This window comes from Longimonas sp., from assembly GCF_040409695.1.
Lineage (GTDB): Bacteria > Bacteroidota > Rhodothermia > Rhodothermales > Salinibacteraceae > Longimonas.
Window position 1 is genome coordinate 1 of sequence record NZ_JARWGJ010000197.1, and the last position, 21,762, is coordinate 21,762.

General features: G+C 60.2%; 17 protein-coding genes. 7 read left to right on the forward strand and 10 right to left on the reverse strand.

Features of this window, described 5'->3' with window-relative positions:
* On the forward strand, positions 1 to 909 hold a 909-nt coding region (locus tag PPP56_RS11645), incomplete at its 5' end, for an alpha/beta hydrolase family protein (RefSeq protein ID WP_353564218.1).
* 60 nt (positions 910 to 969) lie between these two features.
* On the opposite strand, the gene PPP56_RS11650 is transcribed toward PPP56_RS11645, so the two are convergent.
* From PPP56_RS11650 to PPP56_RS11665, 4 genes are all read right to left on the reverse strand, one after another.
* Complete coding sequence (locus tag PPP56_RS11650) at positions 970 to 1,353, reverse strand: CHY zinc finger protein (protein ID WP_353564219.1); 384 nt, start codon at positions 1,351 to 1,353, stop codon at positions 970 to 972.
* A gap of 43 nt (positions 1,354 to 1,396) precedes the next feature.
* Entirely contained in the window at positions 1,397 to 2,566 is a 1,170-nt protein-coding gene (locus PPP56_RS11655; protein ID WP_353564220.1) for an NHL repeat-containing protein, read from the reverse strand.
* A gap of 386 nt (positions 2,567 to 2,952) precedes the next feature.
* The gene (locus PPP56_RS11660) at positions 2,953 to 4,254 is read right to left on the reverse strand and encodes an ABC transporter permease (protein WP_353564221.1); all 1,302 of its coding nucleotides are present in this window, start codon (positions 4,252 to 4,254) and stop codon (positions 2,953 to 2,955) included.
* 79 nt (positions 4,255 to 4,333) lie between these two features.
* Entirely contained in the window at positions 4,334 to 5,272 is a 939-nt protein-coding gene (locus PPP56_RS11665) for an ABC transporter ATP-binding protein (protein WP_353564222.1), read from the reverse strand.
* 325 nt (positions 5,273 to 5,597) lie between these two features.
* Here PPP56_RS11665 and PPP56_RS11670 point away from each other — a divergent pair, with 325 nt between their 5' ends.
* Complete coding sequence (locus PPP56_RS11670; RefSeq protein ID WP_353564223.1) at positions 5,598 to 6,392, forward strand: hypothetical protein; 795 nt, start codon at positions 5,598 to 5,600, stop codon at positions 6,390 to 6,392.
* Between the two features lie 142 nt (positions 6,393 to 6,534).
* Here the strand turns inward: PPP56_RS11670 and PPP56_RS11675 are convergent, their stop codons facing one another.
* Positions 6,535 to 9,138: a M14 family zinc carboxypeptidase gene (locus PPP56_RS11675; RefSeq protein ID WP_353564224.1), complete on the reverse strand. Its 2,604-nt coding sequence runs from the start codon at positions 9,136 to 9,138 to the stop codon at positions 6,535 to 6,537.
* Positions 9,139 to 9,393: 255 nt separating this feature from the next.
* Between PPP56_RS11675 and PPP56_RS11680 the strand changes: the two genes are divergently transcribed.
* The 3 genes from PPP56_RS11680 (at position 9,394) to PPP56_RS11690 (ending at position 12,575) form a co-directional block, all read left to right on the forward strand.
* Positions 9,394 to 10,713 carry an Nramp family divalent metal transporter gene (locus PPP56_RS11680; RefSeq protein WP_353564225.1) on the forward strand — a complete coding sequence of 440 codons (1,320 nt, stop codon included), beginning with the start codon at positions 9,394 to 9,396 and terminating at the stop codon, positions 10,711 to 10,713.
* A gap of 94 nt (positions 10,714 to 10,807) precedes the next feature.
* A complete protein-coding gene (locus PPP56_RS11685; protein WP_353564226.1) occupies positions 10,808 to 10,966 on the forward strand; it encodes a hypothetical protein in 159 nt (52 codons plus the stop codon).
* A 421-nt stretch (positions 10,967 to 11,387) separates the two neighbouring features.
* Positions 11,388 to 12,575, forward strand: coding sequence for an NHL repeat-containing protein (locus PPP56_RS11690; protein ID WP_353564227.1), 1,188 nt, complete (start codon positions 11,388 to 11,390; stop codon positions 12,573 to 12,575).
* A gap of 209 nt (positions 12,576 to 12,784) precedes the next feature.
* On the opposite strand, the gene PPP56_RS11695 is transcribed toward PPP56_RS11690, so the two are convergent.
* Positions 12,785 to 15,379 carry a M28 family peptidase gene (locus tag PPP56_RS11695; RefSeq protein WP_353564228.1) on the reverse strand — a complete coding sequence of 865 codons (2,595 nt, stop codon included), beginning with the start codon at positions 15,377 to 15,379 and terminating at the stop codon, positions 12,785 to 12,787.
* A 386-nt stretch (positions 15,380 to 15,765) separates the two neighbouring features.
* Here PPP56_RS11695 and PPP56_RS11700 point away from each other — a divergent pair, with 386 nt between their 5' ends.
* Entirely contained in the window at positions 15,766 to 16,110 is a 345-nt protein-coding gene (locus tag PPP56_RS11700; protein WP_353564229.1) for a hypothetical protein, read from the forward strand.
* On the opposite strand, the gene PPP56_RS11705 is transcribed toward PPP56_RS11700, so the two are convergent.
* Positions 16,107 to 16,628, reverse strand: a complete 522-nt coding sequence (locus tag PPP56_RS11705) for a hypothetical protein (protein WP_353564230.1) — start codon at positions 16,626 to 16,628, stop codon at positions 16,107 to 16,109. The two genes, PPP56_RS11700 and PPP56_RS11705, sit on opposite strands and share 4 nt — an antisense overlap.
* A gap of 630 nt (positions 16,629 to 17,258) precedes the next feature.
* Between PPP56_RS11705 and PPP56_RS11710 the strand changes: the two genes are divergently transcribed.
* A complete protein-coding gene (locus tag PPP56_RS11710) occupies positions 17,259 to 18,686 on the forward strand; it encodes an MATE family efflux transporter (RefSeq protein WP_353564231.1) in 1,428 nt (475 codons plus the stop codon).
* Between the two features lie 139 nt (positions 18,687 to 18,825).
* On the opposite strand, the gene PPP56_RS11715 is transcribed toward PPP56_RS11710, so the two are convergent.
* The 3 genes from PPP56_RS11715 to PPP56_RS11725 all read right to left on the reverse strand — a co-directional run.
* Positions 18,826 to 19,545, reverse strand: coding sequence for a hypothetical protein (locus PPP56_RS11715; protein WP_353564232.1), 720 nt, complete (start codon positions 19,543 to 19,545; stop codon positions 18,826 to 18,828).
* Positions 19,546 to 19,914: 369 nt separating this feature from the next.
* Positions 19,915 to 20,766, reverse strand: coding sequence for a formate/nitrite transporter family protein (locus PPP56_RS11720; RefSeq protein ID WP_353564233.1), 852 nt, complete (start codon positions 20,764 to 20,766; stop codon positions 19,915 to 19,917).
* 123 nt (positions 20,767 to 20,889) lie between these two features.
* On the reverse strand, positions 20,890 to 21,762 hold an 873-nt coding region (locus PPP56_RS11725), incomplete at its 5' end, for a Nif3-like dinuclear metal center hexameric protein (RefSeq protein ID WP_353564234.1).

Here is a 21,762-nt window from a genome sequence, read left to right on the forward strand (position 1 = left end):
GTTGCATACACGCGCCACAACGAAACCACCCCGCCCGAAGTGTGGACCGCCCGCGCCGACGGCTCCGAGGCGCAGCAGCTATCTACCTTCAACGAAGCGATGCTCGACACCCTCGACGTGCGTCCGTATGAGCGGTTCACGGTTGAGCACGACGGCGGCGGCACCATCGACGGCTTCGTGCTTACGCCCGTCGGGTTTGAGGAGGGCGCGTCGTACCCGTTGGTTCTGAACATCAAGGGCGGTCCCGGTGGGATGTGGGGCCACCAGTGGTTTCATGAGATGCAGATGCTCGCCGAGGCCGGCTACGGGGTTGTGTTCACGAACTACCGGGGCAGCACCGGCTATGGCTACGACTTCCAGAGCGAGGTGCGCCTCGACTACGGCGGCGTGGACTACCGTGACAACATGGCGCTTGTGGATGCGGCCCTGGAGCGCTTCGATTGGATCGACGACGAGCGCCTGCTCGTGACGGGCGGCAGCCACGGCGGCTTCCTCACGAACTGGATCACGACGCAGACCGACCGCTTCCGCGCCGCGGTCACGCAACGCAGCGTAAGCAACTGGATCTCGGAAGCAGGTACACAGGCGTACCCGCCGCGCCAGATGAACGCCGAGTTCGGCGGCTCGCTGTGGACGAACTTCGACTACTACTGGGATCGCTCGCCCCTGCAGTTTGCTGATCAGGTGACGACGCCCACGCTGATCATTCATAGCAAGGACGACCACATCACGCCGATTGGGCAGGGGCAGGAGTGGTACTATGCGCTCAAGAATGTGGGCGTGCCCACCGAGATGGTGATGTTTGCTGGTGAAGGCCACGGCCTCTCACGCAGCGGCACGCCGGTAAATCTGGTTGAGCGCCTGAACCAGATCCTGCGCTGGTTCGGCGAGTGGGACGGCGTCGAGTAGCTTTCCGTGTCAGCACCTGCTCAACGGAAGCCTGTAGATGTCTCCTCGGTGGCGGGGCGTCTACAGGCTTTCTGCGTTCTGGAAGTAGAGGTGCAGGTGCGTCTTGCACCCGGGGTTGAAGTCGGCCCCGCAGTTTGGGCATGCGTCTTCGGCATGCAGGTACTGCCGCCAGGTGAGCACGGTGCGGCACGTGCCGCAGAGCACCGCCCGCTCATCAAGATCGGTTGCTGCATCCCATGGCTTGGCCGGATGGTCGGCTACGGCGTCGTGGCAGGCATGACACGGATAAAAGACGTTGCAGCACGGAAACCGGATCGCGATGATGTCGCGCTCGGTACGGTAGTGGGCGCACCGCGTGTGGGCATCAACCGCTACGCCACGCAGCGGCACATCGAAGCGCGCGTCGAGCGCGGGCGCGCGGGTTCTGCGGCGGTCGGGGGGCATAGCAAGGCACATAGGTAGAGAAGAACAAGAAGGAGCGAGTCCCTTACTCGATGGTCACTGCGTACCGGCGGACGTGCGGGAAGGGGCTGGTGGTTGATGTGTAGAGCGCCCCGTTGGGGCCGGTGGTGTGCAGGCGCCCTAAACCTGGAATGCTGGACCGTCCGCCGCTGTCCTCCCATTGCAAGCGGCCACGGAAATGGCCCTCTGGGGTGAACAGATCGAGCGCGCTGGCCCAGATGGTTTCCGGTGCATCCGGGCTGCGGCTCTGCTCAAAGTGCTGAACGGGGTTGCTTACGTTAGCGGGCCACGACGAGGTAACGATGAGCGAGCCATCGGAGAGCACACGGGGAGCACTAACGTTGCTGTAGATGGTCCATGAGCGTTCATCTCGTGCCATTACGCCGCCTACCAGGTCGTCATTAAAAACGGGGCGTTCAATTCGCTTCTGCAGCGTACCATCGGGGGTGTAATAGCCGATTTGGTACGTGTCTATGTGGCCGAGCCAGAAGCCATCTTCGTAAGGAAACGTTTCGACGTTCACGTAGAACCGATCATGTAGCTCCAGGCCGATGTCGATGTCGACGGTGCGCTCGTGCGTCCAGCGTGTCGGATCCACGAAATGGAAGCGCTGCAGGCCGCCCTGTGCCCAGCCGCTGAGTACGAGCATTCCATCCACATACGAGGCGATGGTGCCCATGAGCTCCATCTCGCTCAGGTTCACGCTTTCGATGAACGTGCCATCTGTCGACCATGCATCGATTCGGGTGCTCCGTTGGTTTGAGATGTAGATCGTGCTGTCGCCATCGCTGACCATGCCAAAGGCGCCGTTGAACTCGCCGGGACCTTCGCCTGCACGCCCGACACTCCATAGGAGGCTACCATCCGGGTTGAAGGCGATGAGGCGGTTGTTGCCCTCATCAAGCACGTACACGATGCCGTCAGCATCCACAACAATTCCACGCACCGTGGCGAGCATGGCCTCTTCCGGTTCGTTCTCCGCCCCGAAGGACTGCTCCAACGTAAACTGAATAGGGGCTGCGTCGTGATCATCCCACACTCTGGTGCCGGTGTTGGTAACGTAGGTGACGCCATCGCGCTCTTCGATGGTGACCTCGTTCGAAGGCGCATCACTGCAGCCGCTCCAGAGATGCGTAGAGGCCAGAAGAAAAATAGAGAGGAGTGTAAAAAACCACTTTTGAGATGCGCTTGGCATAAAGCTGCGATGTACCATGGTCAGAGATGTATCGTGATTAAGAGAGCGTGAGAATAGTGCGTTCTCTGCTTGGGCTCATTAAGATAAGATGCTGACCCGGCTAATCTTACTCATTTCTGGTTCTACAGCCCTGTCGCGCTCATTTTATGATACAAAGATGAAGACCAAGCGTCAAGGTGGCGGATGACACGATCGCCGGGTATGCGGCGAGCACAGACGTGATTTTGCGACTGCGCGATATACGCCCGAAGTGCACCAGCGTGCACCTGCAGCGGCCATCTATCGGGACATGCGGCACATCCGGAAGCCCATGACAGACCTTCGATCTCACCTCTTACGTGCGCATCCCTCCAAAGCACCTGTTCCTGAAAACGGCGCACTGCCTGCTACGGGCGGTAGGTGATCCACCGAAGGAGTTCGCGCAGGCTGGGCGGCTTGCCGTACATGAAGATGCCGACGCGGTAGATGCGACTTGCAATCCATATGGTGGCGACGAACGAGAGCGCGACCAGGCTCCACGATGCGATGAGCTCCCACGTGGCCACGTCGGTGAGCGCGGCGCGCAGCACCATCAGGATCGGAGCGAAGAGCGGAATGAAGGAGAGTACGGTTGAGAGCGTGCCGTTGGGGTCTTCGATAACGACGCCGAGCACGAGCAGCGGAATGAGCAGCGGAATGAAGACTGGGTACATCAGGCTCTGTGCATCTTGCACGCGCTCGACGGCTGACCCGACCGCGGCAAAGAGGCTCGCGTAGAGCAGATACCCGCCCAGAAAGAAGAGGAGCGTCCAGAAGAGCAGCGAGAGCGGAAGCGACGGGATGGTGATGCCGGCTGCGTCGAGCACGGCTTCTTGCGATGCATCAGGGGCCACGTTATAGGAGGCGGGGTCAATAAACAGCATGAGCACCGGTCCGGCGGCGGCCAGCGCGCCTGCTACGAGCACGCCCCAGGTTATCATCTGCACGAGTCCCATAGCGCCGATGCCCAGCACCTTGCCCATGAGCAGCTGAAACGGGCGCACCGACGACACGACGATCTCTACCACGCGCGAGCTCTTCTCCTCGATTACGCCCTGCATCACGTACTGCCCGTAGATGAACACGGCGAAGTAGATCGTGAACGCCAGCACGTAGCCGATGAGCGAATAGACAAAGGTCTGGTCGGCCTGGTCGCCCGCTTCGGTGAGGCGCCGCATCTCGACCGAAGTCGACGACGCCAGAATCGACTCGATGGCTGCAGGCACTTCTTCGTCGGCAAGACGCTGGTCCTGTACCGTTTGGTTTACGAGCGACTGCATGCGGGCCTGTGTGGTAACGCCGCCGCCTTCAGCGCGGTAGAACACGGCCTGCCCTTCGCCCTGAAGCAGCGTTTCAGGCAGCACCAGGTAGCCACTGTACACGCCGGCATGCACCGAGTCGGCCAGCGCTTCGCGCGAGGCGGTGGCCTCTACAAACCGAAAGCGCTCGCCACCACGCGCCTGCAGCGACGGCAGCAGCCGGTTGCTCTCGTCGACGACCGCGATGGGCTCGTCGTCGCTTCCGTCGAGTGCCATGAAGGTGAACACGGCGGGCAGCGCAAAGAGGGCCACCATGCCCACTGGCGCCAGCAGCGTGGCCAGGATGAACGCTTTCGAGCGCACACGGCGCAGAAACTCGCTCTTGAAGATGATCCAGATGGGATGGTGCATCGGTAATAGGGGTACGCTAAAGGGGTGCGCTAAAGGGAATGGTAGGGGGATGCGAGGCGCGTGGGCCCGGCTGCCGGTCTTACGCCGCTACGGATGTGCGTTCTTCGGACTGTGTGCGGCCTACAACGTCCACAAAGATCTCGCTAAGCGGGGGCTCCACGCGCTCGAAGTGATGCAGCTCGTCGACAGCTTCGAGCGTTGCGTTCAGCACGGCACGGGGCGAGGTGCCGTTGAGCAGACGCATCTCGGCCCGATGCGTACTTCGCGTGTGGATGCGCACGGCCCCTGCAGCCTCCAACTGGTCCAGAAACGCGTCGTCGCCCTCGAATCCGACAATGATTGTGTTCTTTCCGAACTGCTGCTTGATCTCGCGCAAGGCGCCCTCTAAGACAACTTGCCCCTTGGCCATAAGGCAGATGTCGTCGCAGAGCTGCTCGACCTGCTCCATGCGATGAGAGGCAAAGAGGATCGTGCGGTCGTCGCGGCGCAGCTCCAGAATGATATCGCGAAGCAAGTCGGAATTGATCGGGTCGAGTCCGCTAAACGGCTCGTCGAAGATAAGCAGCGACGGGTCGTGCAGAAGCGTTGCGATGAACTGGACCTTCTGCTGCATCCCTTTCGAGAGCTCGTCGGTCTTCATATCGCCCCAGCCGGCGGCTTCGAAGCGCTCAAGCCAGTGCTGCGTGCGCGCCTCGGCTTCTTTCTGATGCATTCCCTTAAGCTGCCCCAGATACACCAGCTGCTCACGCACGCGCAGGTCTTTGTAGAGACCGCGCTCCTCTGGCAGGTAGCCCAGCCGCCGCTGGCTCCACGGCCCCACGGTGCGTCCGTCGTACGTAACCGACCCGGCATCCGGAATCGTCATGTTCGTAATCATGCGAATGGTGGATGTCTTACCGGCGCCGTTTGGCCCCAGTACGCCCAGAATACGACCCGGCTCGGCCGTAAACGACACGTCGTTAACGGCTTTGGTATCGCCGTATGTTTTGTGCACGTGGTCAACGATGAGCGTAGCCATATTGGGAGGTTGATAACTTCTGGTTGTCGGCGATTATTTGTATGCGTGGCCGATGCACAGGCAAGTGTCTATTCCGTTGCAGCGGAAACAGCAATGGTGCGCGCCGGCACAGTCACGAGCCGCCCCACTCACATGTTACGGCTCTCTCGTATAAATCTGCTAAACGGTCGGTTTATTGCATTCAACGGTCGCTTTTTTATCCCACACGCGTCTCCCCCTTTCCGCTTTGCTGGCAACGCTCAGAGGAACCGCCCTCCTTCTATGAGCATTTTATAAAGACGGTGGTTTATGTACTGCTTTTACCTGCTGCTTTTACCTGATGGCTATGAACCCAAACGCAGCGTCTCTTTCGATGCCAGGCCCGATGGCTTGGGCCTGCTCTGTCGCGCTGTGCATGGCGCTGTGGGGATGCGGGTCGATGTTCTCGATGACGACAGACGACATTGCTCGCGGCTATCTTCCGGATGTCCGGTACGTGCATCACCCCGACTCGCTGGTTGACCTTCGCCTGGACCCCGCCCCGGACTCCGTAGCGGTGACACTCGACCAGCAGTTGGCGCAGATGACAAGAAAGTGGTCCGCCGCTCCCAATGTACGCCATCGCGGGCCGGGCTTTTCTGAGCGGACGTTTGCCACGCTCATCAGCCGCGAGCTTGCACTGGCGCACACGGCCACGGCGTTCGGCACAGACGACCTGTCGGCTTCCGTGGCGGCCAGCCTGTTCGAGCAGGCCGAGGCGGACTACCAGGAGTTCGTTGTGATTGACTTGCATCTCTTTGCACCGCACATGATGGACGCGAATCCGTCGTACTCGAACATCCGGTTTAACCTGGAGGTCGATGACACGCTCTCTGTGGCTCCCGTTGATGTCGTAACACACGGACGCCCGCAGCGCTCTACTCTGGAGAACCAGCGGGGTCCGGGAGCAGAGTATCTGTATTACATGCGCTCGTCGCTGGTCTTCCCCCGGCGCGACGAGGACGGTAGCGACCGGATTGCCGACGCTAATTCGGTGCGGCTGTACATCACGATTCTCTCTCGCATGGGTGCGCGCAGCTTCTTCGACTGGCGGTTTGACGCATCCGGGCCTACGCTGAGCACGAACGCCCCCGGGTCATAACCAACCGGGGGCGCACTGAATCATCTCCATGTGCTTTCTGAGCTCTCGGCAGAACCTCTCGGAGAACCTCCCGACAAGAGCTCCCGGCTTTGAGCGCCGAGAGCCCTGTTCTATTTTTGGGATTGGCGTCAGGGGATTCGTATCAGGGAGCTTGCGGACCTACGAGCACTGCGTTCAAGAACAAGCGGTTGCCGCTGCGGAAGTAGGCCCGGTAGTTCAGATCTTCGGCAAAGGCGATGACGCGCCCGCTGCCCACGCGCTCTTCGTAGGCGTAAACTGCACCCGGAAGGCGATCTTGCGACTCGGCCCACATGTGTCCGCTGTAGTCGAAGTCGTCGCCTCCAGCATAGCGGACCCCCGCCCGCTGCGACGGGCTGGGTGCCCCCTCGGGCGGCAGGTAGAGGCGCTCCGAATCCACCAGCGCATGGAAGCCGTCGGGCACGCCCGCTGTGAGCCAGTGATTGCGATCCAGATCAGTAGCCACCATGGCGCCAGGAACCGATACGCGCAGGCTGTCGGCGTGGTCTTCGTGATCGTACCACGAGCGCAGATGGATCAGCTCCAGCTCACGCGCAACCTCGGTGCCTGCTCCGATTGTCACCAGTGTACCACCGTCACGCACCCAGCGAGCCAGCCGGTCCATTCCTGCGTCGCCGGCCTCACGGCGAATCATCGAGGTGCCGTAGGTTTCAGGGAGCACGATCGTGTCGTACTCGCTCAGGTTGGCACTGCCCAGCGAACGCGTGCGCAGTACGGTGGTGGGTAGCTCATACTGCCGGTCGAGCGTAAACCATGCCCATCCAAACGAATACGGCTGCACGCCCTCCTCAGCCAGCAGCGCTACCGACGGCGCCTGCAGGTAGATAACCTGTCCCGACCCGAGCGAGGGACGCTCGCCCTCTGCCAGTCCGGTACCCACCGCCTGCACCTGCAGGTTGTACTGGTCAGCAACGGACTGCATGTCGTCGTGCACGCTCGCATCCGACTGACCGGCGTACACAATGCCCGTGCCGGCAGCGTAGTCCTGCCCCTGCAGGCGCGTGCCTTCTTGCAGCATCGCCACGCGGTGGCCCTTCTCGTTCAGATGCATCAGCGCCGGAAGTCCAGCCGCCTGCGTGCCGTCAATCAGGTACGCGTAGCTGGCCTCTCCGCCCTCAATGGTAGATGCGGGGGCCTGCGGCTCCGTTACACGCTCGGTGCTGAGCCCGCTTCCGTCGGAGGTGCTGAAGCCGTCGATCCCGAAGAGCATCGGCAGCGACCATGCCGTGATGTCGTAAAAGCGCGGGTTTTCAGCCCGATCGACCCGCGCACGAGCTTCCTCCAGAAAGTCTTCGGGCACCGGCACATTCGGCTCCATGAGCGCACGGATGAACCGGTTGCGCGGCTGGGCGGCTTCGACGACGTACGTGCCCGCCTCAAACGAGCGGCTGCCGACCGACGTGCCGGTGCGGTCCTGCACATTGCTCAGGCTGGTGGATGCGGTAAGCCGGTCGACTTCGACGCCATTGCGCTGCAGCAGGTCGGCCACCTCAGCCAGCAGGTGCGGGTCTCCATCGCCAGCGGCAAGCAGGTAGCGCTGCGTGCCGGTTTCGCCATCGGCAATGGCATCACGGTGCGCGGCTACATAGTCCTGCAGCAGGGCCTCGCGCTCGCTGGCCGCGAGTCCGAGTGCCGCGGTAAACGCCGTGTACTGATTCTTGACGGCATCGGCATAGGTGCGAACTGTGCCATCCGGGCGCGTTAGGGCGAGGCCCCGACTGCTGCCTTGCTCGTACAGCATCCCAACGGCGCCCTGGTAGCTCAGGTACGAGGTGGTGTATCCCGGATAGAAGTAGTTGAAGCGCTCGCGCGTCATGTAATCGGTGCCGATCGCGTCGAAGGCTTCGGCGTGCGCTGCGCCAAACTCCTCGAACCAGCTGCTCGCGTACTCCGGAAAGAAGGGGCCGACGGGATCTGTGGGCGGGTCGACATAAAACTCAACGTTCGATCCCATCTCGTGCGCGTCGATACCCGCCTGTGGACGCCAGTCCTGCAGCACTGGCACGCGCGCCTGCGTTTCGCGGTGGGTATGCGCAAACCAGTCGCGGTTGATGTCGAAGTAGTAGTGACTGGTGCGATACTTCAGGGCCTCCCACGCCGTAAAGTCGTTGGCCCAGTCCTGATTGTCCGGGTTGGCCTCACGCCCCATGTTGTCGTGGTTGTGATAAGCAAATGCATCGCGCCCATCCGGATTCAAGATGGGATCGATGATAACGACGGTGTTCTCCAGAATAGACTGCGTTTCGGCATCGTCTTGCGTGGCGAGGCGCTCCAGCATCTGAAGGCCGGCCTCCGACCCCGACAGCTCAAATCCGTGAATCGAGCCGCCGTACCAGAACACGGTCGGCTGATCGGCGATAATCGCATCCGCCTCGGTCTCCGACAGGTCTCTCGGATCCCCAAGTTGCTGCGCATTCGCCTGAATCTCGTCGAGGCGCGCATGGTTTTCAGGCGCGGTAACGATCGCATGCATCAGCGGACGCCCCTGCCACGAGCGGCCAATGTGCTCAACAACAACGCGGTCCGATGCCTCGGCCACCGCCTCCAGATACTGCTCCATCTGATAGGCCTGTGTGATGCGCTCGCCAAACGCGTGTCCAGCAACCGCCTCAAACGACGGCACATCCTGCGCGTCGGCTATGGATGGTCGGAGTAGAAGCAGGAGCAGGAGGCTCGATAGTACGATGGTGTAGTAACGGAGACGCATAGATCAACGACCAGGCTATGGGAAGTACGGTGTAGCGTATGGAAGCGATGCATGCAGGAGACCTGCAGGTGGAAAGCATCGTGTGTATGCATGGTGCACACGAATAGCATACCGAATGTACATGAGGGGTGCAAGCAGCGCAGCCTCTGCATGCCGTAGCCAGTTGGGGAATACGTCACGTTCTTGTATATTGGCATTGCGTCCATCTACGCCCTGAGCTATATATCCCTGAGCTATATATTAAGCCTGCACGCTATGCCAACCGATACGACTCCGCCCCGAGCCCGTGCTCTCTTGAATGCGCTGGGCCCTGGCCTGATTATGGCCGGCGCAGCGATCGGCGTATCGCATCTGGTGCAGTCTACGCGCGCAGGGGCAGAATATGGATACGCGGCAGCCGTGCTCATCGTAGCGGCGTGCCTCTTTAAGTATCCGTTTCTGGAGTACGGGCCGCGCTATGCTGCAGCCACCGGAGAGAGCCTGCTCGATGGCTATCGTCGACTTGGGCGTTGGGCCACTGCGCTCTTTGCCGTGGTTACAGCAGGCACCATGTTTATCGTGCTCGCCAGCGTAACGGCTGTTACTGCCGGACTCATGGGGTGGCTTGTCGGCATCACGCCAGATCTGGCGCTCTGGAGCGGGGTCGTGCTTGGGCTCTGTATCCTGATCTTGCTGGTCGGGCGCTACCAGGTGCTCGACCGCGCCATGAAGGGGATCATGGCGGTGCTTGCGGTATCTACAGCTGCCGCTGCCGTGGCTGCGCTCGTCGGACCGCCCCCCGAGGCTACTGGCCCCACCGCAGGTCCGGGTGCGCTGCTTACCACCTCCGGCATCGCCTTCTCGCTTGCGCTGATGGGCTGGATGCCCGTCCCGATCGATGTGGCCGCGTGGCACTCGTTCTGGACGCTCGAACGCGCAAAAGAGGTGCAGACGTCCCCTGAGCTACGCGATGTGCAATCCGATTTTGCTATTGGATACGGCCTGTCGCTGCTCATGGCACTGGCTTTTCTCGTACTGGGTGCCGGGGTGATGTATGGTACGGGCATGCAGTTCGCTACGCAGGCCGTTCCCTTCGCAACGCAGGTCGTCGATCTCTACAGCAGCACGCTTGGCGTGGGCATCGGCACGCTGGTTGGTGTTGCAGCGCTCACGACCATGCTCAGCACCACGCTCGCCGTAACCGATGCCTATACGCGACTGGTTGCCTGGTACATGGCGTTTTGGGGCGGTACGATTGGCAACGGGGCCTCCGACATCGCGACTACGACCGCTACCGAGGCCGTTGCTGGCGATGATGCGCCCACCTCGCAGCGCCACTACTGGATTGCCCTGCTCGTAACGCCGCTGGGCGCCTGGATTATTCTTGCACTCCTGGTGCAAAACCTAACAACACTGGTCGACGTGGCTACCACACTGGCGTTTCTGTCGGCTCCGGTACTCGGCTACATGAACTACAAGCTGGTGTGCGGCGATCACACGCCCAAACACGCCCGTCCCTCTACCGGTATGCGCATGCTCTCGTGGGCCGGACTGGTGTTTCTAATTGGGTTCTGCGTGGCGTACGTGGTGGTGTAGTGGGGGCGTGCACTCCATGCGCAGATTGCGCGCCACTGCGAACGAGGCTGGTGCAGTTAGCCTGATCCCGGAAAAGCCTTTTTTGCTCATCCGGATGGATGATCAGATGCAGGAGATGAGCGGGCTCAATAGACTGATTGAGCTGAAAGAGACACACGCTGAGGTGTCCGTTGTCACGCTCACGAAGGGCGAGGAAGATCTGCTCTTCGTGGATATGTTTGACTCCGTATGCCCGTGTAAGAGCCTGTTTTGATTTCTTACTTTGGGCATCCCAGGAGTACTTCCCCCTGCAGTCGGGGCGCTCCGACCGGCTTCAATGGGCTGGGGCCGAAGGTCATGCCCCTGGTGCAAATTGTCACCGATATACTGGCGTCAGCCGGGCTTGCGCCCTCGTGTCGGCCTGTAGCCCCGCTACGAACCTCCATCGGAGTCCAATTTTCGCCGCAGCGGCGCTCGCTCTCGCGACCAAACCAAAACCCAAACAGGTTCAATATATCGAAGCGCGATTCAGTCTTGGCTCGAACAGCAGGCAGCCATGGAATTGACCGCCTCTACCGTAATCTTGATAGCGAGATCGGCATATAGACCACAGTACACATTCCTATTTTCCTAACCCCATCCATCAAATGATGCGTATCCACACCATACTATCATGCCTTGTCCTTATCGCCTTTATGTTGTTTACCGGATGCGGAGGCGACGCCTCGGAGGAGGGCGGTTCGCACGCGCAAGAAAGTAGCGGTGAGCAGGTCCATCCAGACCCTGAGCGCCTGCCTCACGTGAATGTTACCCCCACCGCAGTCAGTGACGCTGTGCCGTGTGATCTCTCGTCGGTTCCTGCTTCATTGGAACGCCTGCAGGCCCATATCGACGGTAACGATGCGATGGCCGATGCCCATCGGATTCCTGTTGATGTGCCTGACACGGGAACCGTGGAAGTTGCGTCGCTGAATGAGAACCTTGTGCTCATTCTCGTAACCCTTCCTGGTATGGAAGAGCTCTGGTCGTACCACATCCCCACCGAAAGTGCTGAACAGGTCGCCACTCGGGGACAGGGGCCCGGCGAGCTTATGTTTCCGACTGATCTGACTGTTCAAGGTGCAGAGGTATACGTCGCTATGGGAACGATGCGTATTGCCACGTTCACCTGCGAGGGGGCCTCGTGCACGCACCGCAAGGATGTACGCACGCAGTTTCAACCCACGCAGATTGAGGTGAGCGAAGATGGCTTTGCAACCACCGGCCAACTTCCGTTGCGTGGCGAGACGGAGATCGATGCACTTGATGGCGCAATCCACCATGTCGATTCAACCGGCACGCTTGTCGGGTCCTTTGGCGAGCCATACCAGACCAATATCTGGATGGTAGATGACCATTTTACCAGGTACAGTGGACTTGCTGTGCTGGATGACGGGTCTCATGTTGTACACTACCATACATTTCCACGTACCTACACGTATGGACCTGATCAAGAACTGCGACATGTTACTGAGGTCGAAGACTTTCTGGAGGGGACGTTTGTTTACCGAGAAGAGGGAAATGGAAGTATTTCAGTAATTCGAGAAGATAATTATAGTCGTATCAAACAGCTGAACGCACTCGTTGATGAATATGCATTTTTCACCGTTGCGACTGTACAAATGGATAGGCCTTCAGAGACTATGGAGGTTGGAGATGAGATACGCTACCTCTATGATCATTATCTGATTAGAAGCAACTCGGGATGCGCATCGCATCTCGGTCGCGAAGATATAGCCGCCGAATACAAGGTTGACGACCGCTTCCGCTGGGTCCCCACCAAACACCACCTGTTGCGAATAGGAGAGGGCTCGGTGCACTTGGCTGAACTCGACGGCGCGTAGGACGCCACAGCCTTTTCTGTCGAAAGATTAGGCGGACCGGAAAAGGTCGTGGTTCGTCCGTCGTCTACAAAGAAGTGCCTGGCACCAAGCGCAAAGGGCACATCCCCAAAACACACACCAGCACACAAGCCCATCCATCGGCCATCAGCAAAAGGGCCAGGAGGCTGGTTCGCTCAACGAGCGTGCCGCCTCCATAGCCTGCACGTTCCTCACTCCACCACAACCTCGGCCCAGTCCCACCCCGGCAGGTCGCGGCCGTTGACGGCGCGCACAGCGACGGGTGCTTCTGTGTCGAACGCATCAAGCACAACGCTCCGGTCGTCGATCTCCTTGACTACGGTCTCGCCATCGGGGGTGTGATAGCGCACCTCGTAATGCGTAATGTCCGACTCCAACGGCTCGTCCCAGCGGACGGTGTACGTGTCTTCGGTCTGCTCCACATGCAGCCCCCGAACCATAGACGGCGTATGCGCCAGCTTCATGAACACCCCGGTGGTAGACTGCGCTACCGCACGCACCAGGCGGTGGTTGATCGTCTCCAGCCGGTCGGTAGGCTGATGATAGTTCGGGTTGCCTAAGATCGGATACGAACCGATGCCGCCCAGCACGTCGCCGTACGCTTCAAAGAACACCTGCGCATCCGTGAAGCGGTAGTAGCGCGAGTCGTATGTGATGAGGTCCGAGAACAGGATCGACGAGGCGTGCTGGATGTCGCGAATCCCGTAGTTCGAAAAGCGGATGGTGTTGTCGAGACGGTGGTGGCGCGTCCAGCCCATCATGTCGTTGTTCACAACCCCAGCCACCTGCAGGCCCTCTTCATCAGCGCGACGTACGAACTCTCGGGCTCCCAACAGTCCCGCCTCCTCAGCGGTTAAGGAGGCGAAGATGATCGTAGCGGGGAGCTCTTTATCGGCCAAGACGCGGGCCATTTCGAGCAGCACCGCCGTGCCGGTCGAGTTATCGTCGGCACCGGGACTGCCAAGCACCGAGTCGAAATGGGCGCTGTAGATGTACGTTACTTCAGGGTGTTCGCTCCCTTCCAGCCGCGCAATCACGTTGGCCGTGCTGTCTCGACCGTTCGGCATGAACCACTGTTTTTCGGGCTCATAGCCGAACGACTCCAGCGTCTCGTAGATGTACGCGCTGGCTTTTCGGTTGCCCGGCTCGGTAAAGTACTTCGAGTCGAAATCGTAGAGGGCCTTCTGGTATTCGTAGAGCCGCGTCAGGTTGATCTCGCTGGTGGCGGCGGCTACGTCGTCGTGCATCGGGGCAAACATGGCCTCGGCGTCGTCACGCAGCGTCTGCTCCGCTTCAAGCTGATCGGCGATGCGTGCCTGCAGCGCATCCATTGAGATGCGCTGGGTGAGGTCCACCAGGTGCACGCTTTCTTCCTCCGTAATGGTATTGCCGTCCCGGTCGGCGCGTAGCACCACGCGGTCACCCGAAGGCGCCACGTCCCACTCGTACTCCATCGAGACGGTGCGGATGTCGTTGTTGTGAAAGATGCGGTGCTTATCGCCCGTAGCGATTCCGTAGAGATGCGCGCGGCGATGGCGAAACTCACCCATCTTGGCGAGCAGCGTCTCCTCATCCAGAAACTCGGGAAAGAGCTCGTGCTGGATGTTGCGGCTGAACTGCTCTGTAACGCCTGTCTCGGTATCAGACAGGTACACCTGGTGACTGATGCCGGGCTGCTGCGTGAACGCAACGTGCCTCCCCTCCGGCGATACGGCGACCGATGCAATGGCATCATCGCTGGTGTAGAGCGTGCGAGCCTCGTTGGGGGGGTCGGTAGAACGAGCGAGAAGGCGGTGCATGTCGCCTTCGGTGCGGTACGCGACAAGCGCCCCGTCGCGAGACAAGACGGGAGCCACCCCGGCAAACGAGGTGGTGTCGCCCGTGTCGAGGTTGTGGAGCGTGATCGCGGGTCCATCGGACGCTGCGGACGCGGGCATCTGATCGGACGGCACCGGGAAGGGGGGCTCGGTACTGCTTTCATAGAGCAGATGTGGACGCCCGGCCACAGGCTGCGGCTGCATCCGGTACCCTGGCGTGTCGTCGTGCACCGGCACCGGCGCTGCGCTCATGTCTCCAAACCGGTAGATGTGCGAACGATCGGTCTGTTCAGGATTCATCCCGGTCACGTACAGCTGCCCGGAAGCGTCGTAGGCCGGGTCGGCGAGCAGGAGCGTGTCGTGTGCAAGCGGCTCAGACGCGCCGTCTTCGATGCGACGCTCGTTCCAGGTGCTGGCCCGGGCGGCGTGCCATTCCAGCATCGCATTGGCTCGTCGCATGGCGGCCCGATCGCGATCTGCGCGCGCCTGCCGCATCGCCTGGGCAGCCGATCGCATGTCGGCCGTCGGCTGGATGCGCCGGTACACCCCCGTTGCTCCGTCGGGGGCAAACACGAAGTCGGTGCCTTCGAAGCGATCGACTTCCTCGGGCACCTCACCAGTGAGGTCAACGATCACCGTATGCTGCGCATTGTTCTGCACGTGCTCGTACGCTACCTGCTCACCGGTGGGACTGAACGTGAGATTGCGTCCGTCCGGCGCAATCTCGACCGTTTCGTACAGCTCGCCGGTGATAAGCGCAATGTCGTCAAAGAAGCGCTCGCCATCCTCTTCATCAAGCACCGCCTGAAAGCCCATGAGCGCCTCGGGGTATGCCCCTTCATCCCAGGCGATGCGCGCGTCATCAAACAACGTCTGTGTATCATCTGGAGGCGAGCTCCATCCGGCACATAGCACAAGAAGAGCTAAACCAAAGCCGACAGATTGCAGGCGAGTACAGACACGAAGCATGGGATGGAGGGCGTTTGGCAGGTACGAAAACTGTATTTCAGTATGCCGCATTTCAGTCAGATATGCAAGGCGGAACATACCATGCGCGGGTAGGGTGAGCCCCTGCAACCGGGTCTACAGTTTCATATCAACACGCCCGAGCAGTACCACCCAGCCCATCAGACGCTGGCCGGAGAGGGCCTGATGGTGAATAGCTAACTGAAGACGTTCTCCATATCTGTTTGGCGGGATTCAAACACCGCCTAAGATATCCGCTCCTGATCCCGGGCTAAGGGAGCTATAGCCGGGCAGCTCCACACCTGCTCCGAAAGGCTTTCCCTGTAATGTGTTGCCGCACCGTGTATCTTCTGATGATAGGAGGTCTACTACCCTCAATCCAACCCGCTATGAGAGACAGATCAGCACCAACGGTTACGGTTGACTACAGCATGATGCAATATGCTTTTGACATAGCAAGCTTCTCAGATACCTACATTCGGGTGCCCCACAAAAACGAACTTGGTCTGGGATTTTCGCTGGTGCGCAGGTTCGTGAGAACGCATATGCCAGACGAGATGTCGCGTGTGTCCGATATGTTTCGTTCTCGGGGAGCCTATCGGCGCTATAAGCAGCTTTTGGCCGAGAAGGAAATGCTCAACGATTGGCATCAATTTGAGGAGGAGCACATGAAGCGCGCCCTTCGCCGTTGGTGTGAGTTGGAGGGTATTGCGTTGCGAGAGGACGACAGTTAGACAGCATCTGAAAACGCTCCGCGGGCTGCGCGCCGGTGCTGGTTGATGGCCCGATAGGCCTTCCAGCGGAGCCGCCACACCTGCACACTCCACACGGGCGCCTGCCCAAGTGCGCGCTCTACCATGCGCAGAGCACGCCACGCCAGAACGAGTGCCCGCCGCTGCGATCCATCCACCGGGGCCGAGAACGCACTCCCAATCAACGTATGCAGGTGTGCTAACGACGGCAGGGCACTGGGCTCCAGGTTCCGCCTCGCAAAAGTTGGATTTGCTTGAGGATCGGGCGATTGGATGTCGTTCGTGGACTGATCTGCTGTTTTATGCAGCGCCTCGTCTAACGCCTGACGCAGTACCTGCTCCGTTGCAGCATCGATGGGATTCCCAGACTGCCGCGCCTGCTTGAGGCGATGCGTGAGCACGCGCTGTGCGTAACGCCACACCGCTGCTCCATCTCCCGCATACCCGTCGGCGCGAATCGTGCGAACCAACTGCTCGATGTCTATCCCCGTCTCTTTCATCGCAGATCCCTGTGTAACGGTGTAGCGAAACGATGTATCTGCCTATTGAAGGTCTATCTCCGCGTGGGTGGAGTCATCACTCTGACACAGGACATGTACAATTGCAATCATACATGAGATTTTTTGCAAAGTAAAGTACTTTTTCCTGTCATGCCGGCCGCCAGGAGCCGCTGCCGCGACCATCCTGATCACAATATCATAATGACGGGGCCGTGCGCGGCACCGAGTCTGCCGAAGCGGGACGGATTCTCTTTCTTGTGGATACCACCCGCCGCGCCATCCTGGTCTACCGGCTGGATGTGCCCTACGACCTCGCTACAGCCATCTACACCACAGCACTCGACGTAGGCGAAGCTGAAAGTCCGCACAGACTCAGAACCTGTTTGGGTTTTGGTTTGCAGGCCAGCGGAGACGCTCGCAGCGCCCCGACCGCAGGGAGGACGTACTCCTGGGTGCCCAAATTAAGAAATCAACATACCAGGTTCTTAGGTCAGCCATTATGGGCGTTTGTTCGTGCTGAGTCCATAGTTGCGACAACGCCGTGATGCTTGGCCGCAGCTGCGGCTCCACAGCCCCTTTGGCCGGTAAGGGGTATATATCGCATTGTCAGTTTCAAAGCCAGCATATGCTTTGCCCAATCCGTTCCGGTATTTTATAGAAGCCATTGGCCGGGGGCTGGCCCATGTCGGGTGGATCCAGACGGCGCATGTGCGTCCCATTGCCAATCTGGCCTGGCCACGTATCCTGACCGGGCTGGCACGCATGTCGAAGGCCACAGCCGATCTGGCCATGATCGGGATGGCCATCGGCGCGGCAGGCATTGCAGGCATCGGGTACGGAGTGCCGTACTGGACGCTCGCTTACATGGTAGGAGGCGGCATCGCGGGTGGCACAATCAGTCTGGTTTCGCAGCGCTTCGGTGCGAATCGTCCGGAAGATATCAGCACCGTGCTTAGCATCAGCACGGTGTACGCGCTAACGGCCACCGTGCCACTGCTTGCGCTGTTTTGGATGATCCCCGAACCGCTGATCCGGCTCATCGGCTCGGGCGAAGAGGCCATTCGCTATGGCACCGACTACCTGCAGGTGGCCAGCCTGGCGATGCCATTTGCTGCGCTCAATCTGGTAAGCAGCCGTGCCCTGGTAGGCGCCAACGAAGCGTGGATTCCTATGGTAATCCGTGCCGGGGGAGCATTCGCTAACATCGGATTCAGCGCGTTCCTGATCTTTGGGCTCGACCTGGGTGTGGTGGGGGCGGCCCTCGGTACTGTGATCGGCACTGCCTCGGTCACCGTCGTTTTTGGAATTGGACTGGTGCGCGGGCGTCTGCCCGTCGTTGGCAAGCTACCCATCCAATGGCAGCGGGCGGCGGCGCAATGGGATCGAACGCTGTCTCTCGATTTTCTGCGCATCGCATCCCCCCTGGCCCTGCGAAAACTCACACAGGGCAGCACCCATTTTCCCATGCTGGCCATCGTGTCGATGTTTGGTCCGCAGGTGGTGGCAGCGTACGTGGTGGCCATCCGTGTGCGCGGCCTCATGAACACACCCGGCTGGGGATTCGGCCTCGCATCCAGCAGTCTGGTGGGGCAGGCACTGGGGCGCCATGAGGAAGCGGAGGCGCGTACTGTCGCCCAGGACGCGCTTCGCTTTACCATGGCCACCTATCTTCTGGTAGCCACTGCCATCTTCATCGGCGCAACACCCGTGGCCCGCCTGTTTGTGCAGGAGCCCGAGGTGATCCAGTTGACCGCTGGACTGATCCGCGCTGCCTGCGTGAGTGTCGTGCTTAAGGGGCTGATGAACGGCGCGATCGGTCCGCTGCGCGCCAGCGGAGACACCACCTGGCCGTTCTACGGGCAGCTGGCGGGGCTCGTGTTCTTTTCGCTTCCGCTGGCCTACACCGGCGCCACCACGGCGCTTGCGTTGTGGGGACTGTACCTGGCGCTGGTTGCCGAGAAGGGCGTACCTGCCGCCGTAGCGTACTATCGCTACCACACCCAGCGCTGGTTGGCCATTAGCCGTCGGTATCGCACCGGCAGGGCGTCAACAAACTGACAAGTACCGACATATTGCCTGCCGCCGCAATTACTCGTTCAGGGGTAAGGTTGACACGGTTGGCATCCCCAGCATGCCATCTGGCTCCTATTTCGATGCTATGCAGCTCGGGTCGATCCTTAAGTCCAACCGCGTTGTGTCAATTCAGGCACTTACGCTGAATCTCGTCTTGAACGAGCATCAGCCATTCCGGATTGGGGCTGTCGGCTTGCAAGTGGCCGTCGCAATCTTCCCCCTCACCTTCATCAAAGCTCATGATGTGGCACTGTCGAACCTGTTCAAGCGTCGACTGGCTACAGTCGCCTTCCGCATCCAGCGCGTGTAAACACTGGCGCGCCGACTGGTAATTGTCGACATGGCAGGCTGTGACTTCCGCAGCCCAAGCCGGGGACTCAGCCGCTTCGGCGGCTACATCTCGGGCGCAAGAGGCGATCTCATCGATTTCCTCTGGCTCTCCCACCTGCGCGTCAAGGCAGGCCTGCGCCGAATCATATCCGTCTCCCGGCAGGATCGCAGGGTTATCGTATTGGCAGTTGCAAATGTAGGTATAGAAGTCCAATTCGTAGCTGAGCCGGGCCTCGTAATAATCCCCAAGGTCAGCCACGTCGTCGCCTTGAGCGACCGAGAACAGGCTGGGCGAGTGAAGATCCTCCACTTTGCTGACCGCCAGGGCCGTGGCGTTCTCACAGGTCACGGTGATACCATTCGCAGCCCGCTCAACGTTGGGGTTGTCCTGCGCCTGTACAGCCGCGGGATCGGTGAGGCTCCATAGCAGCAGCGTAGTGGCGATCAGAAGGGAGTAACCAGCAGAGGTCGCTGCATGGGGGAGCCGCGAAGAAAATCGAGGAACGTACAGCATGATGGCAGACTCGAAACGTTGAGGAGTAGAAAAAGAATGGTGGTCTTATCTTTTGAGCGTACCTGCTCCTGCGTTCAGGACATGACCCCCACGCGCCCCCAGAGACCGTGATGGACACCAATTATCTACTCAGGGGCTTACCCGCTCCAGCCGCGGTACCAGATACGTATCCAACATCAAAGACCGCGCGGCTTTCTGAAACGGCGTAGAGGGGGGCGCGGAACTGGCTGCCGGATGAGAATCTGTTTTATTTCCCGATTTTGGCGTCCCATTTCGGCTGCGCCAGAGCACTTCTTCTCCACGTTTGAAGCGGCACATTCCTCTCACTCCCCACACTGCACAGGTGCAGAGATAGATTGGCAAAGCTGTTTATGCGCCTCGGAGGAAGACAAAGTAGTAGATTACAGCGATAAAAACGCCGCCGCCGATAATATTTCCGATTGAGACGAAGAACAGGTTGCTGGCGATGGCGCCGATCGTGATCTCTGACGGCAAATCGAGCGGAACGCCTTCAGCCTCAGTGATGAGCGCCAATACAAACTGAAAGACGTTTCCGGTGCTGTGCTGAAAGCTGAGTGCTGGAACAGCAGCTACAGGCACGAGCAGGGCAAGCACCTTGTCGGTGACCGTACGTCCGGCCATAGCGAGCCATAGTCCAGAACAGATAAGCATATTGCCGAAGGTGCCAATGATGACGAATTCAACCGGTCCGTACGCGAGTTTTTCAGCAGCCAGCGACTTCGCCATCTGTATCACGGCCAGGTCCATCTCTTCAGGCAATCCAGAGAAGGAGTAAAGCAGTGCGATGAACGTAGCTCCAACCAGGTTGGCCACAAGTACGAGCGACCAGTTGCGGGCCACTTCAAGCAGGCGCAGTTTGCCTGAAGCCACGCCCATCGCCGACAGGTTATTGGTCGTAAACACCTCGGCCCCCGATATGAAGGCCATGATGTACCCGAATGCGTAGAAGAACGGAGCTACAATCGTTGCAGCGCTGTCGTTTGTGTCGGGGTGCGCCATGACCGAGAGTTCGTACAGCGCACCAAACGAGATAAACGCCCCCCCCATGAGTCCAAGGGTGAGCGTCTTGTATGCCGGGTAATGTGTCTTCTTCACGCCGATGTCCAAGACCCGCTTGGCAATGGTCTTCGGGGCGTAGGCGTCCAGTTCACCCTTAGGACCACCATTGAACGCTGAATCGTTAGACGAAGGGTTGCTCATAGAGAGAAAGAAAAGGTGCAAAAAGCGAGCACAGAGAGGGCATTTCCGAAAGAGAAAGCACCTACCGCCGTTGTCCGAGAAGTCGCATCCAGACCCGGGTAGCCTGTGCAGGTCAAGGCCGGATTACTCGCCATCTGGTACAAACGTGCGCATCGGACTGGTGCGGTGGGCGGTTCGGGTCCACGTTACCTCGGGAAAGCGCTCGGCAAGCCAGTCGCGCAGGAGGGCTTCGGTGAGGGCTTCGGTTTCGTAGTGGCCGGCGTCGATGAACGCCATCTGCGGTGCGCCGTCGTCGGCGCCCAGCACGTTGAAGAAGTCGTGGTACTTCACATCAGCCGTCACATACGCATCGGCCCCGGCGCTCTGCGCGGCGCCCACGAGGCTGCTGCCCGCTCCTCCGCATACGGCTACGCGCTCCACGGGTGCATCCGGAGTGCCGGCATAGCGCAGGCTGTCCGCATCCAACTGGTCGGATACGCGGGCTAAGAACACGGAGAGCGGCACCACCTCATTGAGCATGCCGATAGCGCCCATGCCTGCCTGTGTGGTGGCCTGGTCGAGCGGGTATACGTCGTAGGCGACTTCTTCGTATGGGTGGGCGTTCTGCATCGCGGCGCGTACAGCAGGCAGGCTCCACCGGGTCACTTCCATCTCCAGGCGAATCTCATCGACGGTCTCCAGGGAGCCCCCGGCGCGGCCGATGTGCGGGTCGGTACCCTCGCCCGGACGAAACGTGCCGGTACCCGCTGCGCGAAAGGCACACGCGTCGTAGTCGCCAATGCGTCCCCCCCCGGCATCGGCCATCGCGGTGTGCACTGCTTCGGCATCCTCCTCAGGCACAAACGTGACGAGCTTGCAGGTTGCGTCGCGCATTGGCGCGAGGAACGTTGGGTCTTGCACGCCGAGGCGCTCGGCGAGGGCAAACGACACACCGCCAGGTGCCGCATCGAGGTTGGTGTGGATGCTGTAGAGCGCGATGCTCTGCTCGGCCAGGCG

Excerpts from the sequence above, each read along its gene's own strand:
- PPP56_RS11650 (WP_353564219.1), bottom strand. The coding sequence starts at position 1,353 with ATGCCCCCCGACCGCCGCAGAACCCGCGCGCCCGCGCTCGACGCGCGC.
- PPP56_RS11655 (WP_353564220.1), bottom strand. The coding sequence starts at position 2,566 with ATGCCAAGCGCATCTCAAAAGTGGTTTTTTACACTCCTCTCTATTTTT.
- PPP56_RS11660 (WP_353564221.1), bottom strand. The coding sequence starts at position 4,254 with ATGCACCATCCCATCTGGATCATCTTCAAGAGCGAGTTTCTGCGCCGT.
- PPP56_RS11665 (WP_353564222.1), bottom strand. The coding sequence starts at position 5,272 with ATGGCTACGCTCATCGTTGACCACGTGCACAAAACATACGGCGATACC.
- PPP56_RS11670 (WP_353564223.1), top strand. The coding sequence starts at position 5,598 with ATGAACCCAAACGCAGCGTCTCTTTCGATGCCAGGCCCGATGGCTTGG.
- PPP56_RS11675 (WP_353564224.1), bottom strand. The coding sequence starts at position 9,138 with ATGCGTCTCCGTTACTACACCATCGTACTATCGAGCCTCCTGCTCCTG.
- PPP56_RS11680 (WP_353564225.1), top strand. The coding sequence starts at position 9,394 with ATGCCAACCGATACGACTCCGCCCCGAGCCCGTGCTCTCTTGAATGCG.
- PPP56_RS11685 (WP_353564226.1), top strand. The coding sequence starts at position 10,808 with ATGGATGATCAGATGCAGGAGATGAGCGGGCTCAATAGACTGATTGAG.
- PPP56_RS11690 (WP_353564227.1), top strand. The coding sequence starts at position 11,388 with ATGTTGTTTACCGGATGCGGAGGCGACGCCTCGGAGGAGGGCGGTTCG.
- PPP56_RS11695 (WP_353564228.1), bottom strand. The coding sequence starts at position 15,379 with ATGCTTCGTGTCTGTACTCGCCTGCAATCTGTCGGCTTTGGTTTAGCT.
- PPP56_RS11700 (WP_353564229.1), top strand. The coding sequence starts at position 15,766 with ATGAGAGACAGATCAGCACCAACGGTTACGGTTGACTACAGCATGATG.
- PPP56_RS11705 (WP_353564230.1), bottom strand. The coding sequence starts at position 16,628 with ATGAAAGAGACGGGGATAGACATCGAGCAGTTGGTTCGCACGATTCGC.
- PPP56_RS11715 (WP_353564232.1), bottom strand. The coding sequence starts at position 19,545 with ATGCTGTACGTTCCTCGATTTTCTTCGCGGCTCCCCCATGCAGCGACC.
- PPP56_RS11720 (WP_353564233.1), bottom strand. The coding sequence starts at position 20,766 with ATGAGCAACCCTTCGTCTAACGATTCAGCGTTCAATGGTGGTCCTAAG.